Below are 17,818 nucleotides of genomic sequence, written 5' to 3'. Positions count from 1 at the left end.
CTCTACACGGTCTGAATGATGCTTCCCATGCTGCAGAATATTCCCACCCACGTGATTGCTGGCCCGTTGGGCGCCGGCAAGACCAGCCTGATCCAGCACCTGCTCGCCCAGCGCCCGGCCAACGAGCGCTGGGCGGTGCTGATCAACGAGTTCGGGAAGATCGGCCTGGACGCTGCCTTGCTTACCCAAGACGACGACGGCATCGCCCTCGGTGAGGTGGCCGGAGGCTGCCTGTGTTGTGTGAATGGCGCACCGTTCCAGGTCGGGCTGGGCCGCTTGCTACGTAAGGCCAAGCCGGATCGGTTGTTTATCGAACCTTCGGGTCTGGGCCATCCGGCGCAGCTGCTCAAACAGCTGCGAGAGGCGCCGTGGCAAGGCGTGCTGGCGGTGCAGCCCTGTGTCCTGGTGCTGGATGCCCAGGCCTTGGCGGCTGGCAAGCCTTTGCCACAGGCACAGCAAGAGGCATTGGCCAGCGCCGGCCTGCTGGTGCTGAACAAGGACGAGGCGCTGGATGCTGCGCAGCGTCAGGCGATTGAAGCGCAATTACCCGCATGCGCACTGTATTGGACACGCCAGGCGCAATTGCCGCTTGAACGGTTGCCAGGCTTGGATGCGCAGGCCCAAGGCACTGTGGATAACTTCGATGCCCCTGAGGGGCTGGCACAAATGCCGGCCATGTGGAGTGATCCTGCGTTGCCGATCTGTCTGAGCCAGGGCCAGGAGGGCGGCTGGAGTATCGGTTGGCGTTGGCACCCGAGCCAGCAGTTCGAGATCAGCCGGCTGCATCACTGGCTATCAGGCCTTGAATGGCGGCGTGCCAAACTGGTTATCCACAGTGTCGACGGCTGGGTCTCGGCCAACGCTGTGGATAACAGCCCTCTAGCCTGGCGACCCAGTGAGTGGCGGCGGGATTCGCGGCTTGAATTGATCTTCAGCGAGCCGCAGGACGTAGCGGTATTGCAGGGTGCGCTGGCGGCCTGCCGTTATTGACGTTTCTTGGTGGCGTGGTCCTGGCGCCATTGGCTCAGTTCGATCACCTCGGCGCTGGGCAACGGCTCCTTGGCCTCGAACGGGTAGGGTGCCAGTTCAATCTGCGCACTGTGGGCGCCGAACTGGGTGATGACCCCGGCATGCCGGGTTTCCCCGGTCACGGTGAACTCGAAATTGTAGACACGTGCCAGGCGCCGCCGGCCATTGGCATCCTTGACGAATCCGATGCGTTTCAATGCCACCGCACCATCGAGCAGTTCGATATCAAGCTTGGCGCAATGCTGCTTGACCCGCTCCAGCGCGCGCTCACGAAGGCCGTGATTGTGCCAGACCCAGGCGGCACCGGTCGCCAGCAGCATCAACACGAACATGTTTCCCAAGGTCAGCATTCCATGAACTCCAACAAAGTGAGAGCAGCTTAACTGTGTCGCCGGTCTGTCGTACAGGTTGCGTTTAGTCGCATACTGCGCGGCCAGAATTTCAACGGCTTTACGGAAATCTCCCGCATGAAACGCACACCTCATCTGCTTGCGATCCAGTCTCATGTGGTCTTCGGCCACGCCGGAAACAGCGCCGCCGTATTCCCCATGCAGCGGGTCGGGGTGAACGTCTGGCCGCTCAACACGGTGCAATTCTCCAACCACACACAGTATGGACAGTGGGCGGGAGAAGTGTTGGCGCCGCAGCAAATTCCGGCGCTGGTGGAAGGCATCGCCGCGATTGGTGAGCTGGGCAACTGCGATGCGGTGCTGTCCGGCTACCTCGGCAGTGCAGACCAGGGCCGTGCCATTCTCAGCGGTGTAGCCCGCATCAAGGCGATCAACCCCAAGGCGCTGTATCTGTGCGACCCGGTGATGGGCCACCCGGAAAAGGGCTGCATCGTGCCACAGCAGGTCAGCGATTTCCTGCTGGATGAGGCCGCAGCCATGGCGGATTTCCTCTGCCCCAATCAGCTGGAGCTGGACAGTTTTGCCGGGCGCAAGCCGCAGTCGCTGTTCGATTGCCTCGCAATGGCCAAGGCCTTGCTGGCACGTGGGCCCAAGGCGGTGCTGGTCAAACACCTGGATTACCCGGGCAAACTGCCGGACGTCTTCGAGATGCTGTTGGTGACCGAAGACGGCAGCTGGCACTTGCGTCGGCCGTTGCTGGCGTTCCCGCGTCAGCCGGTGGGTGTGGGCGACCTGACGTCGGGCCTGTTCCTGGCGCGGGTGCTGCTGGGCGACAGCCTGGTCGCGGCCTTTGAGTTCACCGCCGCGGCAGTGCATGAAGTGCTGCTGGAAACCCAGGCCTGCGCCAGTTATGAACTGGAACTGGTGCGGGCCCAGGATCGCATTGCTCATCCTCGTGTACGCTTCGAAGCCACACCGATCAGCTTGTAAGCACAAAGAACCCAATGTGGGAGCGAGCAAGCCCGCTCCCACATTTTGATAGGGTTTACAAATTACGGCGCGTCGGCTTTGATTTCCTGATAACGCTTTTCCAGCTCCTGGCGAATCTGCCGACGCTGCTGGGCCTGCACAAAGCGGCGTTTGTCCTCGCTGTTCTGCGGCAGCAAGGGCGGCACGGCGGCGGGCTTGCGCTGGTCGTCCACGGCCACCATGGTGAAGAAGCAGCTGTTGGTATGGCGCACCGAGCGCTCGCGGATGTTTTCGGTCACTACCTTGATGCCCACTTCCATCGACGTATTGCCGGTGTAGTTGACTGACGCCAGGAAAGTCACCAGCTCACCGACATGGATCGGCTCGCGAAAAATCACCTGGTCCACCGACAACGTCACCACGTAACGGCCGGCATAACGGCTGGCGCAGGCGTAGGCCACTTCGTCGAGATACTTGAGCAGCGTGCCGCCATGTACATTGCCTGAGAAGTTGGCCATGTCAGGGGTCATCAATACCGTCATCGACAGCTGGGCGTTTCCGGGTTCCATAGCACACTCACGGGTTGTAGGCATTGGTTGGGGGGGGGCGGGCACCTCTGCGGGTGCTGGAGTCTTTGCAGCGCCATCCCTAACGGGACGCCAGTGGGCGGCTTGCCGTCACGCGCGCGGCGATCTGTTTCCATATATTGCACCGGCTTTCCAGCAGAAGTCGCGGTGTTAACCTTCAAAAGCCCATCTCAGGGCTTTTCTTACGTTCAAGGCAGACTTTTCCTTCCGCTCTTTGCGACCCTACAAAGGCGCGACCGGAAGTGGGAAAAGCGCCGGTACCCTCAAGGAGCCCCTCGCCATGCACGCCATCAGCTTTATCCAGGACCTGGCCGTGATCATGCTGGTAGCAGGGGTCGTCACCATCCTGTTTCATCGCCTCAAGCAACCGGTGGTGCTGGGCTACATCGTCGCGGGCTTCATTATCGGCCCCCATACTCCGCCGTTTGGCCTGATCCACGACGAAGACACCATCAAGACCCTGGCCGAGCTGGGGGTGATCTTCCTGATGTTCTGCCTGGGCCTGGAGTTCAGCCTGCGCAAGCTGTTCAAAGTGGGGGCCACGGCGTTTATCGCGGCGTTCCTAGAGATCGTCCTGATGATCTGGATCGGCTACGAGATCGGCCGCTGGTTCGATTGGAGCACCATGGACTCGCTGTTTCTCGGCGCGATCCTGGCGATCTCCTCGACCACCATCATCGTCAAGGCCCTCAATGACCTTAAGATGAAAGACCAGCGTTTCGCCCAGCTGATTTTTGGCGTGCTGATCGTCGAGGACATCCTGGGTATCGGCATCATTGCCTTGCTGTCGAGCATCGCCGTCAGTGGCACGGTCAGCTCCGGCGAGGTGTTCTCCACGGTCGGCAAGCTGTCCTTGTTCATGATCGTTGCGCTGGTGATCGGCATTTTGCTGGTGCCGCGCCTGCTGGCTTATGTGGCCAAGTTTGAAAGCAACGAGATGCTGCTGATCACCGTGCTGGGCTTGTGCTTCGGGTTCTGCCTGTTGGTGGTGAAGTTGGAATACAGCATGGTGCTCGGGGCCTTTCTGATTGGCGCGATCATGGCTGAATCCCGTCAGTTGATTAAGATCGAGCGCCTGATCGAGCCGGTTCGCGACATGTTCAGTGCAATCTTCTTTGTCGCGATAGGGTTGATGATCGACCCCCATATCCTGCTGCAATACGCCTGGCCGATTGCGGTGATCACCGTGGCGGTGGTGCTGGGCAAGATGCTGTCCTGCGGCCTGGGAGCCTTTATCGCCGGCAATGATGGCCGCACTTCGCTGCGGGTCGGCATGGGGCTGTCACAGATCGGCGAGTTTTCTTTCATCATTGCAGCATTGGGGATGACCCTGCAGGTGACCAGCGACTTCCTGTATCCGGTGGCGGTGGCTGTTTCGGCGATTACCACGCTGCTGACCCCCTACCTGATTCGCGGTGCCGATCCACTGTCATTGAAGATCGCAGCGGTAATGCCCAAGCGCATGAGCCGGGTCTTTGGCATGTATGGCGAGTGGCTGCGCAGCATCCAGCCTCAGGGCGAGGGGGCGATGCTGGCCTCGATGATTCGCAAGATCATCCTGCAAGTAGGGGTAAACCTGGCACTGGTGATCGCGATTTTCTTCGCCGGTAGTTATTTCGCCGCACGTATCGGCGGGTACCTGGAGGGATGGATCAGTGATCCGAGCTGGCAGAAGGCATTGATCTGGGGTGGGGCACTGCTGTTATCGCTGCCGTTCCTGATTGCGGCGTATCGCAAGCTCAAGGCGCTGTCGATGTTGTTGGCAGAGATGAGTGTGAAGCCAGAGATGGCCGGGCGGCATACCCAGCGCGTGCGGCGGGTGATTGCGGAGCTGATCCCCATCTTGTCGCTGCTGGTGATCTTCCTGCTATTGGCAGCCTTGTCGGCCAGCATTCTGCCGACCAACAAGTTACTGGTGCTGATTGCCGTGGTCACGGCGGCGGTGGCGGCGGTGCTCTGGCGCTGGTTTATCCGTGTGCATACGCGGATGCAGGTGGCCTTGTTGGAAACGCTGGATAACCATAAGGATACGCAGTAGGAGCGAGCTTGCTCGCGAAGATCGTTAGCGATAACGCGGGAAACCTGACACCCAGTGGCGCCCTCAGGTTTCTCGCGAGCAAGCTCGACTCCTGCAAAGGCCTCAGCTTTCGAGCCAGACGTCCCGCGCCCAGTGCCACACCGATTCCCAGGTTTCTTCGGTAACGAGTTCTTCTTCGCCGGACCACAGCACCACGGTGCCGTCTTCTTCGACGCAGTAGTAGTCATCGCCGTCCTGGCAGATCGGGATCATGCTGCGGTCGACGCCGGCATCCCAGGCGTTGGCGGCAACGTCCGGCAGGTAGGTATGGGATTGTGGGTCGGTGACGGTCACCGGCTCCAGGCTGCCGTACACCACGTCACTGACGGTCAGCAGGAATTCGCGAAAGACAAACGGGATGTCGATGAACAGTTGTTCTTCGATCTCAACCAGTTGGTCTTCGTCAGGCAGCTCCAAGGGAACCGGGACCGGTTCGTTGGCTTCACGCAATTGTTCGATGATTTCTTCCACGGCCGGGATCCTCTTGCTAGATGGCGCGGTTTATAGGGGCGTTTTATACAGTAGCTCGCTATAAGTGCAACCGTGAAATAGAAAACCCCGGACATGTCCGGGGTTTTGTTACCGCTTGCTCAAACTTGCAGGTTTCAGCCGTTCTGGCGGATACCGGCCACCAGCCATGGCTGGTCCTCGCCCTGTGCACGTTCCATGTTCCAGCTTTCGCTGAACACTTCGCCCTGGTCGAAGCGCGAGGTCTTCGACACGCCGCTGAAGGTCAGGGTGGCGATGGTCTTGTCGGCGCGATCATCCACACCGTCCAGTTGTACGCGCAGGTCGTCGATGTAGGTCGACTGGAACGCGTCACCGATCTCGGCACGTTCGCGCTTGAGGAACTCCAGCAGTTGCGGGGTCACGAACTCGGAGATCTTGTCCATTTCGTTGGCATCCCAGTGCTGTTGCAGGGACTGGAAGTGGCTGCGGGCCGCTTCGACGAAACGCTCTTCGTTGAACCAGGCCGGTGCGTTGATCACCGGACGGGCGGCAGCGGCAGGTGCTGGCGAACCACCGAAGATCGAACCCATGGCAGGCTTCTGCTCGAATACTTCACGCTGCATCGGCGCGCCGGCTGGAGCCAGGTGCTCCTGCTGCTTGCGACGACGGGCAGCGATAAAGCGGAAGATCACGAAAGCAATGACGGCCAGGATCAGGATATCGAAGATCTGCATGCCCTCGAAGCCGCCGCCCATGAACATGGAGGCGAGCAGGCCACCGGCGGCGATGCCGGCCAGCGGGCCCAGCCAGCGCGAAGCACCGCCGGCCTTGGCAGCAGCGCCAGCGGCACCGGCTGCGCCCGCAGTGGCGGCAGCACCGCCGGCACCGGCGGTTGGAGCCATCTGGCTGGTCTGGTGAGTCGGCGCCGCGCCTGAGCTTTTGCCGCCACCGAAGCGTTTGGCGTTGGCGTCGAGGCTCATCGTCAAGCCGATGCACAACGCCATGGCGATGCTAAGAAAACGTTTCATAAAGGGAATTCCCATTTGTGGATTGCACGCGCGCCATGTTGCACAGGTGTCGTGACAGTGGCTAGCGGCATAATGTTTCGGGCTTTTGCGTAAGACCGAATCCGAAGGGTCTGTAGGACGTATTACAGATATTGGCGCGCCCTCGTGAAATACAAGGGCGCAGCCGTAACCTTCATGTTGAACCGTTCTCTTTAGGAGCGTGTCAGACCGCTTCGAGCTTTGCGTAGCCCATCATCAGCCACTTGCTGCCTTCGGCGAAGTTCACCTGCACCCGCGCCTGGGCACCGGCGCCTTCGAAGTTGAGGATCACGCCCTCGCCGAAGATCGCATGCCTGACCTGCTGGCCCAGGCTGAACGGGGTTTGCGGAATCTCGGAGCCGGCGAACATGGTGCTGGAGTTTTGCTGCTGACCACCGCCGAACGGGCGGCTGACGCTGTTGGAGAGGCGCACTTCCTGGATCAGCCCTTTCGGTACTTCACGTACAAAGCGCGACACCTTGTTGTAGGTTTCGCTGCCGTACAGGCGTCGGGTCTCGGCATAGGTCATCACCAGGTTCTGCATCGCCCGGGTAATGCCCACATAGGCCAGGCGGCGTTCTTCCTCGAGGCGGCCGGGTTCTTCCAGGCTCATCTTGTGGGGGAACAGGCCTTCTTCCATGCCCACCAGGAATACGTAGGGGAATTCCAGGCCCTTGGCGCTGTGCAAGGTCATCAGCTGAATGCTGTCTTCGTGCTCATCGGCCTGGGTATCGCCGGCTTCCAGCGACGCATGGCCCAGGAAGGCGGCGAGCGGCGTCAGCTCCTCGTCCTCGTCGGCATTTTCGAAGGCGCGGGCGGCGCTGACCAGTTCCTCAAGGTTTTCTACCCGGGCCTGGCCTTTCTCGCCTTTTTCCGCTTCGTGATAAGCGATCAGCCCGGACTGCTCGATTACGGTCTGGGTCATCAGGTGCAGGGGCATTTCGGCGCACTTGGCGGCCAGGTTCTCGATCAGCTCGACAAACACACCCAGAGCCCCGGCGGCGCGGCCGGTCAGGCCTTTGTTGGCGATCAGCAAACGCATGGCTTCCCACATCGACACATCGGCATGGCGTGCATGGTCGCGGATCGCCTCGACGGTTTTCTCGCCGATACCGCGGGCCGGGATGTTGATCACCCGCTCCAGCGCCGCATCGTTGCCACGGCCCTCGAGCAAGCGCAGGTAGGCCATGGCGTTCTTGATTTCGGCCCGTTCGAAGAAGCGCTGGCCGCCATAGATACGGTAGGGGATGCGTTCGCGCAGCAAGGCCTCCTCCAACACCCGCGACTGGGCGTTGGAACGGTACAGGATCGCGATATCGCTGCGCGCCAGGCCGGTTTTCAGCGCGCTTTCGATGGTTTCCACCACGTAGCGCGCTTCATCGTGCTCGTTGAACGCCGCGTACAGGTTGATCGCTTCGCCTTCGCCGCCGTCGGTCCACAGCTCTTTGCCCAGGCGCCCGGTGTTGTTGGCGATCAAGGCGTTGGCAGCCTTGAGGATCCCGGCGGTGGAGCGGTAGTTCTGCTCCAGGCGGATGGTCACCGCGTCCGGGAAGTCTTCGGAGTACTGGTAGATGTTCTCGATTTTCGCGCCGCGCCAGCCGTAGATCGACTGGTCGTCATCGCCCACCACCATCAGGCTGTCGCCGCCCTTGGCCAGCAGGCGCAACCAGGCGTATTGCACGGCATTGGTGTCTTGGAACTCGTCCACCAGGATATGGCGGAAGCGCTTCTGGTAATGGGCCAGCAAACCGGGGTTGTCACGCCACAGGTCGAGGGCGCGCAGCAACAGTTCGGAGAAGTCGATCACGCCGGCACGCAAGCACGCCGCCTCGTAGGCTTCATAAATGCTGCGCATGGTCGCCAGGAAAAGATCGCCGCTGGCCTGGATATGCTGCGGGCGCAGGCCCTCGTCCTTCTGGCCATTGATAAACCATTGGGCCTGGCGCGCCGGCCAACGCTGCTCGTCGAGGCCCAGTTCGCGGATCACGCGCTTGACCAGGCGCTGCTGGTCGTCGCTGTCGAGAATCTGGAAGGTCTGGCTCAGCCCCGCTTCCTGCCAATGCGCCCGCAACAGGCGGTGCGCCAGGCCGTGGAAGGTGCCCACCCACATGCCGGCCGGGCTGATGCCCATCAACTGCTCGATGCGATGGCGCATCTCGGCAGCGGCCTTGTTGGTGAAGGTCACCGACAGGATGGAATGTGGGGACGCGTTTTCGACCTGGATCAACCAGGCGATACGGTGCACCAGCACTCGGGTTTTACCGGAGCCAGCACCGGCCAGGACCAACTGACGGCCAACGGGGGCCGCTACGGCCTGGCGTTGGGCATCGTTGAGGGAGTTCAACAAAAGAGAGAGATCATCGCGCATCGACGCATTCTATGGGCCTAAGGGGGCTCGGGCAAATCCCAATGCCAGGTGGTCGACGCAAAACATCCGGAACGCTGTCGACCGGGCAGACATTCTGCCGAGAGGGATGACTGGTTGGTCATGGGCCGCAGCCCGCGCTGCGTCTTGCTCAAGCCGTCTGCGCCAAAGGTTTGCGGGCCATTGCCGAGGTTTTTTATGACTTAGAGCAGTTTGGCCCAGGCACTTGCTTGTGTATGCTCCGTCGACGTTCCGGGCTCACCATTATAAGAACACCGCCTATGACCCTCAGCACCGACCTGTTAGGCCCCTCGGCGGCGCCTGCGCAGCTCATCCGTAAACACTATGCAACCGAAATGGCGGTCGAGCGCACACGCCTGCTCTATCAGGGGTCGCTGCTGCCGACCTTGCTGATGTTGGTCAACGGCCTGGTCTGTGCCTGGTTGCTGTGGAACCCCGAGCAGTACCTGCTCGATAGCATCTGGCTGCTCTGGTTGCTGGCTCTGGTGGCGATACGTGTGATCCAGGTGGCGGCCTTTGATTCGGCGATGCCCAGCCGCCAGGCCCAACCGGTGTGGCGGCGTATGTTCATGCTCGGCTCGGCAGTCAGTGGCCTGACCCTGTCCGTTGCGGCTATTGCCCTGGTGCCCGCCGACAGCTTTATGCACCAGGCCTGGGTGTTTGGCCTGATCGGCGCGGCCTCATTGTCGGCCAGCGTGGCCTATGCCGTGAGCCTTTGGGCCTTCCTGTCGTTTGCCTTGCCGTGCCTGGTGCCGGCCATCGTCTATCTGTTCTGGAATGGCACCGCCCAGCAGCAGGGCTGGGGTGTGCTCGGCCTGATCCTGCTGGCGTCCCTGAGCCTGGTGGCCTGGCAAATCAACCGCCTGATCCAACGCGGGCTGTTGCGACGCTTCCAGAACCAGGCCCTGATCGAGCATTTGCAACAGGCGCAGCAACGCAGCGAACAATTGAACCTGGAACTGGTGCGTGAAGTCGAGCAGCGCCGCCAGGTTGAACAGGACTTGCGCGACGCCCAGGTCGGCCTCCAAGACGGTATGGCGCGACGCAGCCAGGAGCTGGATGCCGCCAGCCTCGCCCTGAATAAAAGCGAAGCGCGCCTGGCCATGGCCCTGCAAGCCAGCGAACTGGGTCTGTGGGATTGGAACCTGCAAACCGACGAAGTCCACCACACCCAACTCAAGGAGCTGTTCGGCCTGGAGCCCGAGTACGTCACGGCGATGCTCGGCCACCTCAAGCCGCGCCTGCACCCCGACGACCTGCCGCTGCTCAAGCGTGCGCTGGTGGAGCATCTCAAAGGCCGTAGCGAGGACTATCAGGTGGAATACCGGGTGCGCCATGGTGACGGGCATTGGGTGTGGATCCAGGACCGTGGCCGTGCGGTGGAGCGTGCGCCCAACGGCCGCGTGACTCGCATGCTCGGCACGCGCCGCGACATAAGCGCCAGTAAGGCGCTGGAAGAACAGCAACGGCTCGCCTCGACGGTGTTCGAGGCGGCCAGCGAAGGCATCGTGATCCTCGATCCCGAATACGTGCTGATCGCGGTGAACCAGGCATTCAGCCGTGTCACCGGTTTTGACATCGACGACATGCTTGGCCGCAATGTGGTGGAACTGCCCAGCAGCCGCGATGCGCGACGCCACTTCCCGGTGATTCGCCAGGCGCTGCTCAGCCACGGTACCTGGCAGGGCGAGTTGGTGGAAACGCGCAAGAACGGCGAGCTCTACCCGCAGTGGCTGCAACTTAACGTAGTGCGCGATGTTCGGGGAAACGTCAGCCATATCGTGGGTTTTTTCGCCGATCTGTCGGCGCGGCGCGAATCCGAGGAGCGTATGCGCTACCTCACTCACTACGATGAACTGACCGGCCTGGCCAACCGCTCGCTGTTTCGCGAACGCCTGCGCGAGGCCCACCAGCGTGTGCGTCAGGGCGGGCGCAGCCTGGCGCTGCTGCACATCAACCTGGACCGCTTCAAGTTGCTCAATGACAGCCTGGGCCATGAGGTAGCCGACCAGTTATTGCAGAAAATGGCCCGGCGTTTGATTAACGCGTTGCCTGAAGCCGACACCATTGCGCGGCTGTCCGGTGACGAATTTGCCGTGCTCTTCGACGCCTACGGCAACTTGTCGAGCCTGGCACGGGTAGCGACGCGGCTGCTGGCAAAACTGCGTGTACCGGTGACGGTGGAGGGGCATGAGCTGGTGGTCAGCGCCTCAATGGGGGTCAGTTTGCTGCCGGATAATGCGCGGGAAATTTCTGCATTGGTCAGCCAATCAAATATGGCCATGCAGCACGCCAAGCACTTGGGTGGGAATAATTTCCAGTTTTACACCGACAGCCTGCAAGCCAGCACCCTGGAGCGTTTGCAGCTGGAAAATCACCTGCGTAAAGCCATCGAAGAGCGTCATTTGAGTGTGTTCTACCAGCCTAAACTGTGCCTGGCCACCGGCAAGCTGAATGCCGCCGAGGCGCTGATCCGCTGGGAGCATCCGCAATGGGGCATGGTGCCGCCGGGGGACTTTATCGGCCTGGCCGAAGAAACCGGCTTGATCGTGCCGTTGGGCGAGTTCGTGCTGCGCCAGGCGTGTTGGCAGGCTTGTGAGTGGCAGCGCCAGGGGCTCGCGCCGATTCGGGTATCAGTCAACTTGTCGGTGCATCAGTTGCGCCAGGGCAAGCTGGTCAGCCTGGTGCGCCAGGTCTTGGAAGAAACCGGCCTGGACCCTCAATACCTGGAGCTGGAGCTGACTGAAAGCCAGTTGCTCGACAGCGTTGAACACATCATCGCCACCTTCCAGCAGTTGCGCGACCTGGGGGTGAAACTGGCCATCGACGACTTTGGCACAGGTTATTCCTCCCTCAGCTACCTCAAGCGCATTCCGGTGGACTACGTGAAGATCGACCAGACCTTTATCCGTGGCCTTGGCCAGGGGCGTGAGGATGCGGCTATCACCCGTGCAATCATCGCCATGGCCCATGGGTTGGCGCTCAAGGTCGTGGCCGAAGGTGTGGAAGATCAGCAGCAGCTGGAATTTCTCCGCGGTGAGCAGTGCGACGAAGTGCAAGGTTATCTGATCAGCCAGCCGATGCCGGCCGAAGGGCTGGCGGATTTGTTACGCAAAAATGCAGATTTTTCTTAACGCAGCGTAGGCCGAATTTATGGCTACATAGCGTCTGCCCGCTGAAACCAGAGGGGGAGCAGGGCGATTTAGTGATGCATCGAACGGGCAAAACGAGATTTCTTGTAGTATAACTACAAGCTTGCTACATCCCTGGCGCCTGCCAATAACAAGAGTCCTGCCCTTTGAACCTGTTGCAACATATCGCCCAGTCGCGCCACCTGTTACGCAAATCGGAACTCAAGGTTGCCGATCATGTGCTGCTTGATCCTGCGGCCGTAATGCACAGTTCCATGGCCGACCTGGCCCACAGCGTTGGCATCAGTGAGCCGACCATCGTGCGCTTCTGCCGCGCCATTGGCTGCTCCGGGTTTCAGGATCTGAAACTCAAGCTGGCGCAAAGCCTGGCTGCTGGTGCGAGCTTCGGCCAGTTTGCGATCCATGAAGACGACTCTGTTGCCGACTACAGCCTGAAAATCTTCGACACCACCCTGCATACCCTGATGGAAGTGCGCGAGAAGCTCGACCCGGTGGAGCTGCAAAAGGCTGTGACCGCCATGTCCCAGGCCCAGCGTGTCGAATTCTATGGCTTTGGTGCCTCGGGCGCGGTGGCGGCCGATGCCCAGCACAAGTTCTTTCGCCTTCTGCTGACGGCTGCGGCCTACAGCGACCCGCACATGCAGGCAATGTCGGCAGTGACCTTGAAGCCCACTGACGTGGCGATCTGCATATCCCAGTCCGGTCGTTCCAAAGACTTGCTGATCACCGCCAACCTGGTGCGTGAGAGCGGCGCTTCGCTGATCACCCTGTGCCCGAGCCAGACGCCATTGGCGGAATTGTCCACGGTGAACCTGGCGATCGACGTGCATGAAGACACCGAAATCTATACGCCGCTGACCTCGCGCATCGCTCACCTGGTGGTGATCGATGTGCTGGCGATGGGTGTGGCCATGGCCCGTGGCCCGAGCCTGGTCAACCACCTCAAGAGCGTGAAGCGCAGTTTGCGCAGCCTGCGGTTGTCGCCCAAGTCCGTCAAAGCCCTCGACGACTAAGCCCAGGCCACTCGGTCAAAATGTGGGAGCAGGCAAGCCAGCTCCCACATGGATTTGTGTCAGCTTTGGAAGATTCATCATCTTGTAACCCTTGCGCCGCCAAACCGTCATCCCCCGCGCCCATCCTGTACTCCCCGTACTCGCATTGGGAGACTCCAAATGACCCGGCCCTACGAAGACAGCAACAGCACCGTCAAGACCCGTCGTCAGCAGGAAGACCAGCGCCGCATGGCGTTCCGTCGCGCCATCGAAGACCGTTGCGAAGAGCGCCAGTTGCTCCAGAGCATCACTGACTACCCGGAACTCCATTGGCAGGCACCCGTGGCCGCCCAGCGAAACGCTCAGCCAGCGCGCTGATCTGCACCCGTTCGCTGCGGATAAAGCCCAGGAACGCGTGGGCCACCGGTGACAGGCGTTTAGCCTTGGCCTGCACCAGGCACCAACTGCGGTACAGCGGCAGTTCTTCCACCGGCAGCTCCTTGAGCCCGCCGGTGGCCAGTTCCAGGTTGACCGCGTGGCGCGTCAGCAATGCCACGCCCAACCCTGCGCTCACACATTCACGCTGTGCCTCGGCCGAGGCCACTTCCACCGTCTGGGTGAAGTGCACGCGTTTTTCCTTGAAGTATTCCTCGCAGGCCAGCCGTGTACCGGAGCCCGGTTCGCGCAGCAGCAATGTGTAAGGCTCCAGGTCTTGCAGGCGTAGCGGGCCTTGCAGGCTCAAGGGGTGGTCGAAGGGCGCCACGGCGACAATCGGGTTGTTGAGAAACGGCAGGAACTCCAGGCCCATGTCCTGGGGCACCATGGACATGATCACCAGGTCATCGCGGTTATCCGAAAGCCGGCGAATGACCTGGGCGCGGTTGACCACGGTCAGATGCAATTGCACTTCCGGATGCTGGCGCTTGAAGGCGGCAAACAGGTGCGGCACGAAATACTTGGCGCTCGATTCCACCGCCAGTTTCAGCTGGCCCTGCAGCGAGCCCTGCATGTCCGATAGCTGCATGTCGAGGTTTTCCAGGCGCCCGAAGATATCGCGGCTGGCGCGCTGCAGGGCTTCGGCCGCCTCGGTCATGTAAAGTTTTTTGCCGACATAATCGAACAACGGTTGGCCGATCAGCTCTTCCAGCTGGCGAATCTGCAGGCTGACAGCGGGTTGCGTGAGGGACATTTCCTCGGCTGCGCGGCTGTAGGAGCGCAGATCGCAGACCTCATGAAAGATCTGCAATTGACGTAATGTCAGTCTCATCAGTGACTTACGCATTATTTATATCCCCTCGCCCCAGGCTATTCGGCCAACTATAAGTCTTTGCTTATGCATGACCCAATAATTATTGATTTTTGTTAATCCCTTGGCGGGCTTAGTGTGTGTCTCGCGACTGTCATGAAACATTTGGTCACGCGCCGACCCAGTTCCATCAGGTCGAAGACGCAGCAATCGGCTCAAGGGAATTTCCAAGTGATAAAAAAGATCCTGATCGCCAACCGTGGTGAAATTGCCGTACGAATCGTACGTGCCTGCGCCGAGATGGGCATTCGCTCGGTCGCGGTCTACTCGGACGCCGACCGCCACGCGTTGCACGTCAAGCGTGCCGACGAGGCTCACAGCATTGGTGCCGAGCCCCTGGCCGGCTACCTGAACCCGCGCAAGCTGGTGAACCTGGCGGTGGAAACCGGTTGCGACGCCCTGCACCCCGGTTATGGCTTCCTGTCAGAAAATGCTGAACTGGCGGACATCTGCGCCGAACGCGGGATCAAGTTCATTGGCCCGTCGGCCGAAGTGATCCGCCGCATGGGCGACAAGACCGAAGCGCGCCGCAGCATGATCAAGGCCGGTGTGCCGGTTACGCCGGGCACCGAAGGCAACGTTGCTGACATCCATGAAGCCCTCACCGAAGGCGACCGCATCGGTTACCCGGTGATGCTCAAGGCCACTTCCGGTGGCGGCGGTCGTGGCATCCGCCGTTGCAACAGCCGCGAAGAGCTTGAACAAGCCTTCCCCCGTGTTATCTCCGAAGCCACCAAGGCGTTCGGTTCGGCGGAAGTTTTTTTGGAAAAATGCATCGTCAATCCCAAGCACATCGAGGCGCAGATCCTCGGTGACAGCTTTGGCAACGTGGTGCATTTGTTCGAGCGTGATTGCTCGATCCAGCGTCGCAACCAGAAACTCATCGAAATTGCCCCAAGCCCCCAGCTGACCCCCGAACAGCGCGCCTATATCGGCGACCTGTCGGTGCGCGCCGCCAAGGCCGTTGGCTACGAGAACGCCGGCACCGTGGAGTTCCTGCTCGCCGAGGGCGAGGTGTACTTCATGGAGATGAACACCCGGGTGCAGGTGGAACACACCATCACCGAAGAAATCACCGGGATCGACATCGTGCGTGAGCAGATCCGCATCGCCTCGGGCCTGCCGCTGTCGGTGAAACAGGAAGATATCCAGCACCGTGGTTTTGCGTTGCAGTTCCGTATCAACGCCGAAGACCCGAAGAACAACTTCCTGCCCAGCTTCGGCAAGATCACCCGTTACTACGCACCCGGCGGCCCCGGCGTACGCACCGACACGGCGATCTACACCGGCTACACCATCCCGCCGTTCTACGACTCCATGTGCCTGAAACTGGTGGTGTGGGCGTTGACCTGGGAAGAAGCCATGGACCGCGGCCTGCGAGCCCTGGACGACATGCGCCTGCAAGGCGTGAAGACCACCGCCGCCTACTACCAGGAAATCCTGCGCAACCCGGAATTCCGCAGCGGCCAGTTCAATACAAGCTTCGTGGAAAGCCACCCTGAGCTGACCAACTACTCGATCAAGCGCAAACCCGAAGAGCTGGCCCTGGCCATCGCCGCCGCCATCGCCGCCCACGCAGGCCTGTGAGGAATATAACAATGAGCAAGAAAATCTTTGTCACCGACACCATCCTGCGCGACGCCCACCAATCGCTGCTGGCCACCCGCATGCGCACCGACGACATGCTGCCGATCTGCGACAAGCTCGACAAAGTCGGCTACTGGTCCCTGGAAGTCTGGGGCGGCGCGACCTTCGATGCCTGCGTGCGCTTCCTCAAGGAAGACCCGTGGGAGCGCCTGCGCAAACTGCGCGCGGCGTTGCCCAACACGCGCCTGCAAATGCTGCTGCGCGGCCAGAACCTGCTGGGCTACCGTCACTACAGCGATGACGTGGTAAGGGCTTTCGTGGCCAAGGCGGCGGTTAACGGTATCGACGTGTTCCGTATCTTCGACGCCATGAACGACGTGCGTAACCTGCGCGTGGCCATCGAAGCTGTCAAAGCCGCTGGTAAACATGCCCAGGGCACCATCGCCTACACCACCAGCCCGGTGCACACCGTCGAGGCCTTCGTGGCCCAGGCCAAGCAGTTGGAATCCATGGGTTGCGATTCGATCGCCATCAAAGACATGGCCGGCCTGCTGACCCCGTACGCCACCGGCGAGCTGGTCAAGGCGCTGAAAGCCGAACAGAACCTGCCGATCTTTATCCACTCCCACGACACCGCCGGTTTGGCTGCGATGTGCCAACTCAAGGCCATCGAAAACGGTGCCGATCATATCGACACCGCCATTTCCAGCTTCGCCTGGGGCACCAGCCACCCGGGTACCGAGTCGATGGTCGCGGCGCTTAAAGGCAGCGAATTCGACACGGGCCTGGATCTGGAGCTGCTGCAGGAGATCGGCCTGTACTTCTACGCCGTGCGCAAAAAGTACCACCAGTTCGAAAGCGAGTTCACCGCCGTTGACACCCGTGTGCAAGTCAACCAGGTGCCGGGCGGGATGATTTCCAACCTGGCCAACCAGTTGAAAGAGCAGGGCGCCCTCAATCGCATGAGTGAAGTGCTGGCCGAAATCCCCCGTGTGCGTGAAGACCTCGGCTTCCCGCCGCTGGTCACCCCAACTTCGCAGATCGTCGGCACCCAGGCGTTCTTCAACGTGCTGGCCGGCGAGCGCTACAAGACCATCACCAACGAAGTGAAGCTTTACCTGCAAGGCGGCTACGGCAAGGCACCGGGCACTGTGAACGAGAAGCTGCGCCGTCAGGCCATCGGCAGCGAAGACGTGATCGACGTGCGCCCGGCAGATCTGCTCAAGCCAGAAATGACCAAGCTGCGCGGCGAAATCGGCGCCTTGGCCAAGTCCGAAGAGGACGTGCTGACCTACGCCATGTTCCCGGACATCGGGCGCAAGTTCCTCGAAGAGCGCGATGCCGGCACCCTGGCTCCTGAAGTTTTGTTGCCGATCCCGGAAGCGGGCGGCGTGGCCCGCGCTGGCGGCGAAGGCGTACCGACCGAGTTCGTCATCGATGTGCACGGCGAGAGCTACCGTGTGGATATCACCGGTGTCGGTGTGAAGGCCGAAGGCAAGCGTCACTTCTACCTGTCCATCGACGGCATGCCGGAAGAAGTGGTGTTCGAACCGCTCAACGAGTTTGTCAGCAGCGGCGGCAGCAAGCGCAAGCATGCGACCGAACCGGGCCATGTCAGCACGGCGATGCCGGGCAATATCGTCGATGTGCTGGTCAAGGCCGGTGACGTGGTCAAGGCCGGCCAGGCCGTGCTGATTACCGAAGCCATGAAGATGGAAACCGAAGTGCAGGCAGCGATTGCCGGCAAGGTCACCGCTGTTCATGTGGCCAAGGGCGACCGGGTGAACCCTGGCGAAATCCTGATTGAGATCGAAGGCTGATCACAGCCTTCGAAACTAACGTTTAATCCTCGGGGGGGCAGGTGCTCCCCTTTTTTTTCGCCCGCAA

14 protein-coding genes are annotated in these 17,818 nt (G+C 60.9%); 8 read left to right on the top strand and 6 right to left on the bottom strand.

Features of this window, described 5'->3' with window-relative positions:
• Positions 1-27 precede the first annotated feature (27 nt).
• Positions 28-990 (top strand): CobW family GTP-binding protein, encoded by a 963-nt coding sequence (locus TU73_RS06595; protein WP_057011520.1) that lies wholly within the window; start codon positions 28-30, stop codon positions 988-990.
• Here the strand turns inward: TU73_RS06595 and TU73_RS06590 are convergent.
• Positions 984-1,379, bottom strand: coding sequence for a DUF3301 domain-containing protein (locus tag TU73_RS06590; RefSeq protein ID WP_057011519.1), 396 nt, complete (start codon positions 1,377-1,379; stop codon positions 984-986). The two genes, TU73_RS06595 and TU73_RS06590, sit on opposite strands and share 7 nt — an antisense overlap.
• Before the next feature lie 117 nt (positions 1,380-1,496).
• Between TU73_RS06590 and pdxY the strand changes: the two genes are divergently transcribed.
• On the top strand, positions 1,497-2,369 hold the full coding sequence (gene pdxY / locus TU73_RS06585) for a pyridoxal kinase PdxY (RefSeq protein ID WP_057011518.1): 873 nt from the start codon (positions 1,497-1,499) through the stop codon (positions 2,367-2,369).
• A gap of 62 nt (positions 2,370-2,431) precedes the next feature.
• Here pdxY and TU73_RS06580 read toward each other — a convergent pair whose 3' ends face one another.
• A complete protein-coding gene (locus tag TU73_RS06580; RefSeq protein WP_057011517.1) occupies positions 2,432-2,917 on the bottom strand; it encodes an acyl-CoA thioesterase in 486 nt (161 codons plus the stop codon).
• Between the two features lie 298 nt (positions 2,918-3,215).
• Between TU73_RS06580 and TU73_RS06575 the strand changes: the two genes are divergently transcribed.
• Positions 3,216-4,973, top strand: coding sequence for a cation:proton antiporter (locus TU73_RS06575; RefSeq protein WP_057011516.1), 1,758 nt, complete (start codon positions 3,216-3,218; stop codon positions 4,971-4,973).
• A gap of 102 nt (positions 4,974-5,075) precedes the next feature.
• On the opposite strand, the gene TU73_RS06570 is transcribed toward TU73_RS06575, so the two are convergent.
• From TU73_RS06570 to uvrD, 3 genes are all read right to left on the bottom strand, one after another.
• Complete coding sequence (locus TU73_RS06570) at positions 5,076-5,483, bottom strand: SMI1/KNR4 family protein (protein WP_017739032.1); 408 nt, start codon at positions 5,481-5,483, stop codon at positions 5,076-5,078.
• Positions 5,484-5,617: 134 nt separating this feature from the next.
• The gene (locus TU73_RS06565; protein WP_057011515.1) at positions 5,618-6,490 is read right to left on the bottom strand and encodes a Tim44 domain-containing protein; all 873 of its coding nucleotides are present in this window, start codon (positions 6,488-6,490) and stop codon (positions 5,618-5,620) included.
• A gap of 202 nt (positions 6,491-6,692) precedes the next feature.
• Entirely contained in the window at positions 6,693-8,876 is a 2,184-nt protein-coding gene (gene uvrD, locus TU73_RS06560) for a DNA helicase II (protein ID WP_057011514.1), read from the bottom strand.
• Positions 8,877-9,154: 278 nt separating this feature from the next.
• Between uvrD and TU73_RS06555 the strand changes: the two genes are divergently transcribed.
• From TU73_RS06555 to TU73_RS28095, 3 genes are all read left to right on the top strand, one after another.
• Complete coding sequence (locus tag TU73_RS06555) at positions 9,155-12,028, top strand: EAL domain-containing protein (protein WP_057011513.1); 2,874 nt, start codon at positions 9,155-9,157, stop codon at positions 12,026-12,028.
• A 164-nt stretch (positions 12,029-12,192) separates the two neighbouring features.
• Complete coding sequence (hexR, locus tag TU73_RS06550) at positions 12,193-13,059, top strand: transcriptional regulator HexR (RefSeq protein ID WP_003177007.1); 867 nt, start codon at positions 12,193-12,195, stop codon at positions 13,057-13,059.
• A 159-nt stretch (positions 13,060-13,218) separates the two neighbouring features.
• Positions 13,219-13,416 carry a PA3496 family putative envelope integrity protein gene (locus TU73_RS28095; RefSeq protein ID WP_082642554.1) on the top strand — a complete coding sequence of 66 codons (198 nt, stop codon included), beginning with the start codon at positions 13,219-13,221 and terminating at the stop codon, positions 13,414-13,416.
• On the opposite strand, the gene TU73_RS06540 is transcribed toward TU73_RS28095, so the two are convergent.
• The gene (locus TU73_RS06540) at positions 13,346-14,320 is read right to left on the bottom strand and encodes a LysR family transcriptional regulator (RefSeq protein WP_057011511.1); all 975 of its coding nucleotides are present in this window, start codon (positions 14,318-14,320) and stop codon (positions 13,346-13,348) included. The two genes, TU73_RS28095 and TU73_RS06540, sit on opposite strands and share 71 nt — an antisense overlap.
• Positions 14,321-14,515: 195 nt before the next feature.
• On the opposite strand from TU73_RS06540, the gene TU73_RS06535 reads away from it, so the two are divergent.
• Positions 14,516-15,931 (top strand): acetyl-CoA carboxylase biotin carboxylase subunit, encoded by a 1,416-nt coding sequence (locus TU73_RS06535; RefSeq protein WP_003195732.1) that lies wholly within the window; start codon positions 14,516-14,518, stop codon positions 15,929-15,931.
• An 11-nt stretch (positions 15,932-15,942) separates the two neighbouring features.
• Positions 15,943-17,751, top strand: a complete 1,809-nt coding sequence (gene oadA, locus TU73_RS06530; RefSeq protein WP_057011510.1) for a sodium-extruding oxaloacetate decarboxylase subunit alpha — start codon at positions 15,943-15,945, stop codon at positions 17,749-17,751.
• Positions 17,752-17,818 lie beyond the last annotated feature (67 nt).

It is taken from the genome of Pseudomonas libanensis (assembly GCF_001439685.1).
Lineage (GTDB): Bacteria > Pseudomonadota > Gammaproteobacteria > Pseudomonadales > Pseudomonadaceae > Aquipseudomonas > Aquipseudomonas libanensis.
The sequence above is the reverse complement of the archived record's forward strand: the minus strand, read 5'-3'. Positions and strand labels throughout refer to the sequence as shown.

What these genes read in the sequence shown, in the direction of transcription:
- TU73_RS06595 (WP_057011520.1), top strand. Translation starts at nt 28, where the DNA reads ATGCTGCAGAATATTCCCACCCACGTGATTGCTGGCCCGTTGGGCGCC.
- TU73_RS06590 (WP_057011519.1), bottom strand. Translation starts at nt 1,379, where the DNA reads ATGCTGACCTTGGGAAACATGTTCGTGTTGATGCTGCTGGCGACCGGT.
- pdxY (WP_057011518.1), top strand. Translation starts at nt 1,497, where the DNA reads ATGAAACGCACACCTCATCTGCTTGCGATCCAGTCTCATGTGGTCTTC.
- TU73_RS06580 (WP_057011517.1), bottom strand. Translation starts at nt 2,917, where the DNA reads ATGGAACCCGGAAACGCCCAGCTGTCGATGACGGTATTGATGACCCCT.
- TU73_RS06575 (WP_057011516.1), top strand. Translation starts at nt 3,216, where the DNA reads ATGCACGCCATCAGCTTTATCCAGGACCTGGCCGTGATCATGCTGGTA.
- TU73_RS06565 (WP_057011515.1), bottom strand. Translation starts at nt 6,490, where the DNA reads ATGAAACGTTTTCTTAGCATCGCCATGGCGTTGTGCATCGGCTTGACG.
- uvrD (WP_057011514.1), bottom strand. Translation starts at nt 8,876, where the DNA reads ATGCGCGATGATCTCTCTCTTTTGTTGAACTCCCTCAACGATGCCCAA.
- TU73_RS06555 (WP_057011513.1), top strand. Translation starts at nt 9,155, where the DNA reads ATGACCCTCAGCACCGACCTGTTAGGCCCCTCGGCGGCGCCTGCGCAG.
- TU73_RS28095 (WP_082642554.1), top strand. Translation starts at nt 13,219, where the DNA reads ATGACCCGGCCCTACGAAGACAGCAACAGCACCGTCAAGACCCGTCGT.
- TU73_RS06540 (WP_057011511.1), bottom strand. Translation starts at nt 14,320, where the DNA reads ATGCGTAAGTCACTGATGAGACTGACATTACGTCAATTGCAGATCTTT.
- oadA (WP_057011510.1), top strand. Translation starts at nt 15,943, where the DNA reads ATGAGCAAGAAAATCTTTGTCACCGACACCATCCTGCGCGACGCCCAC.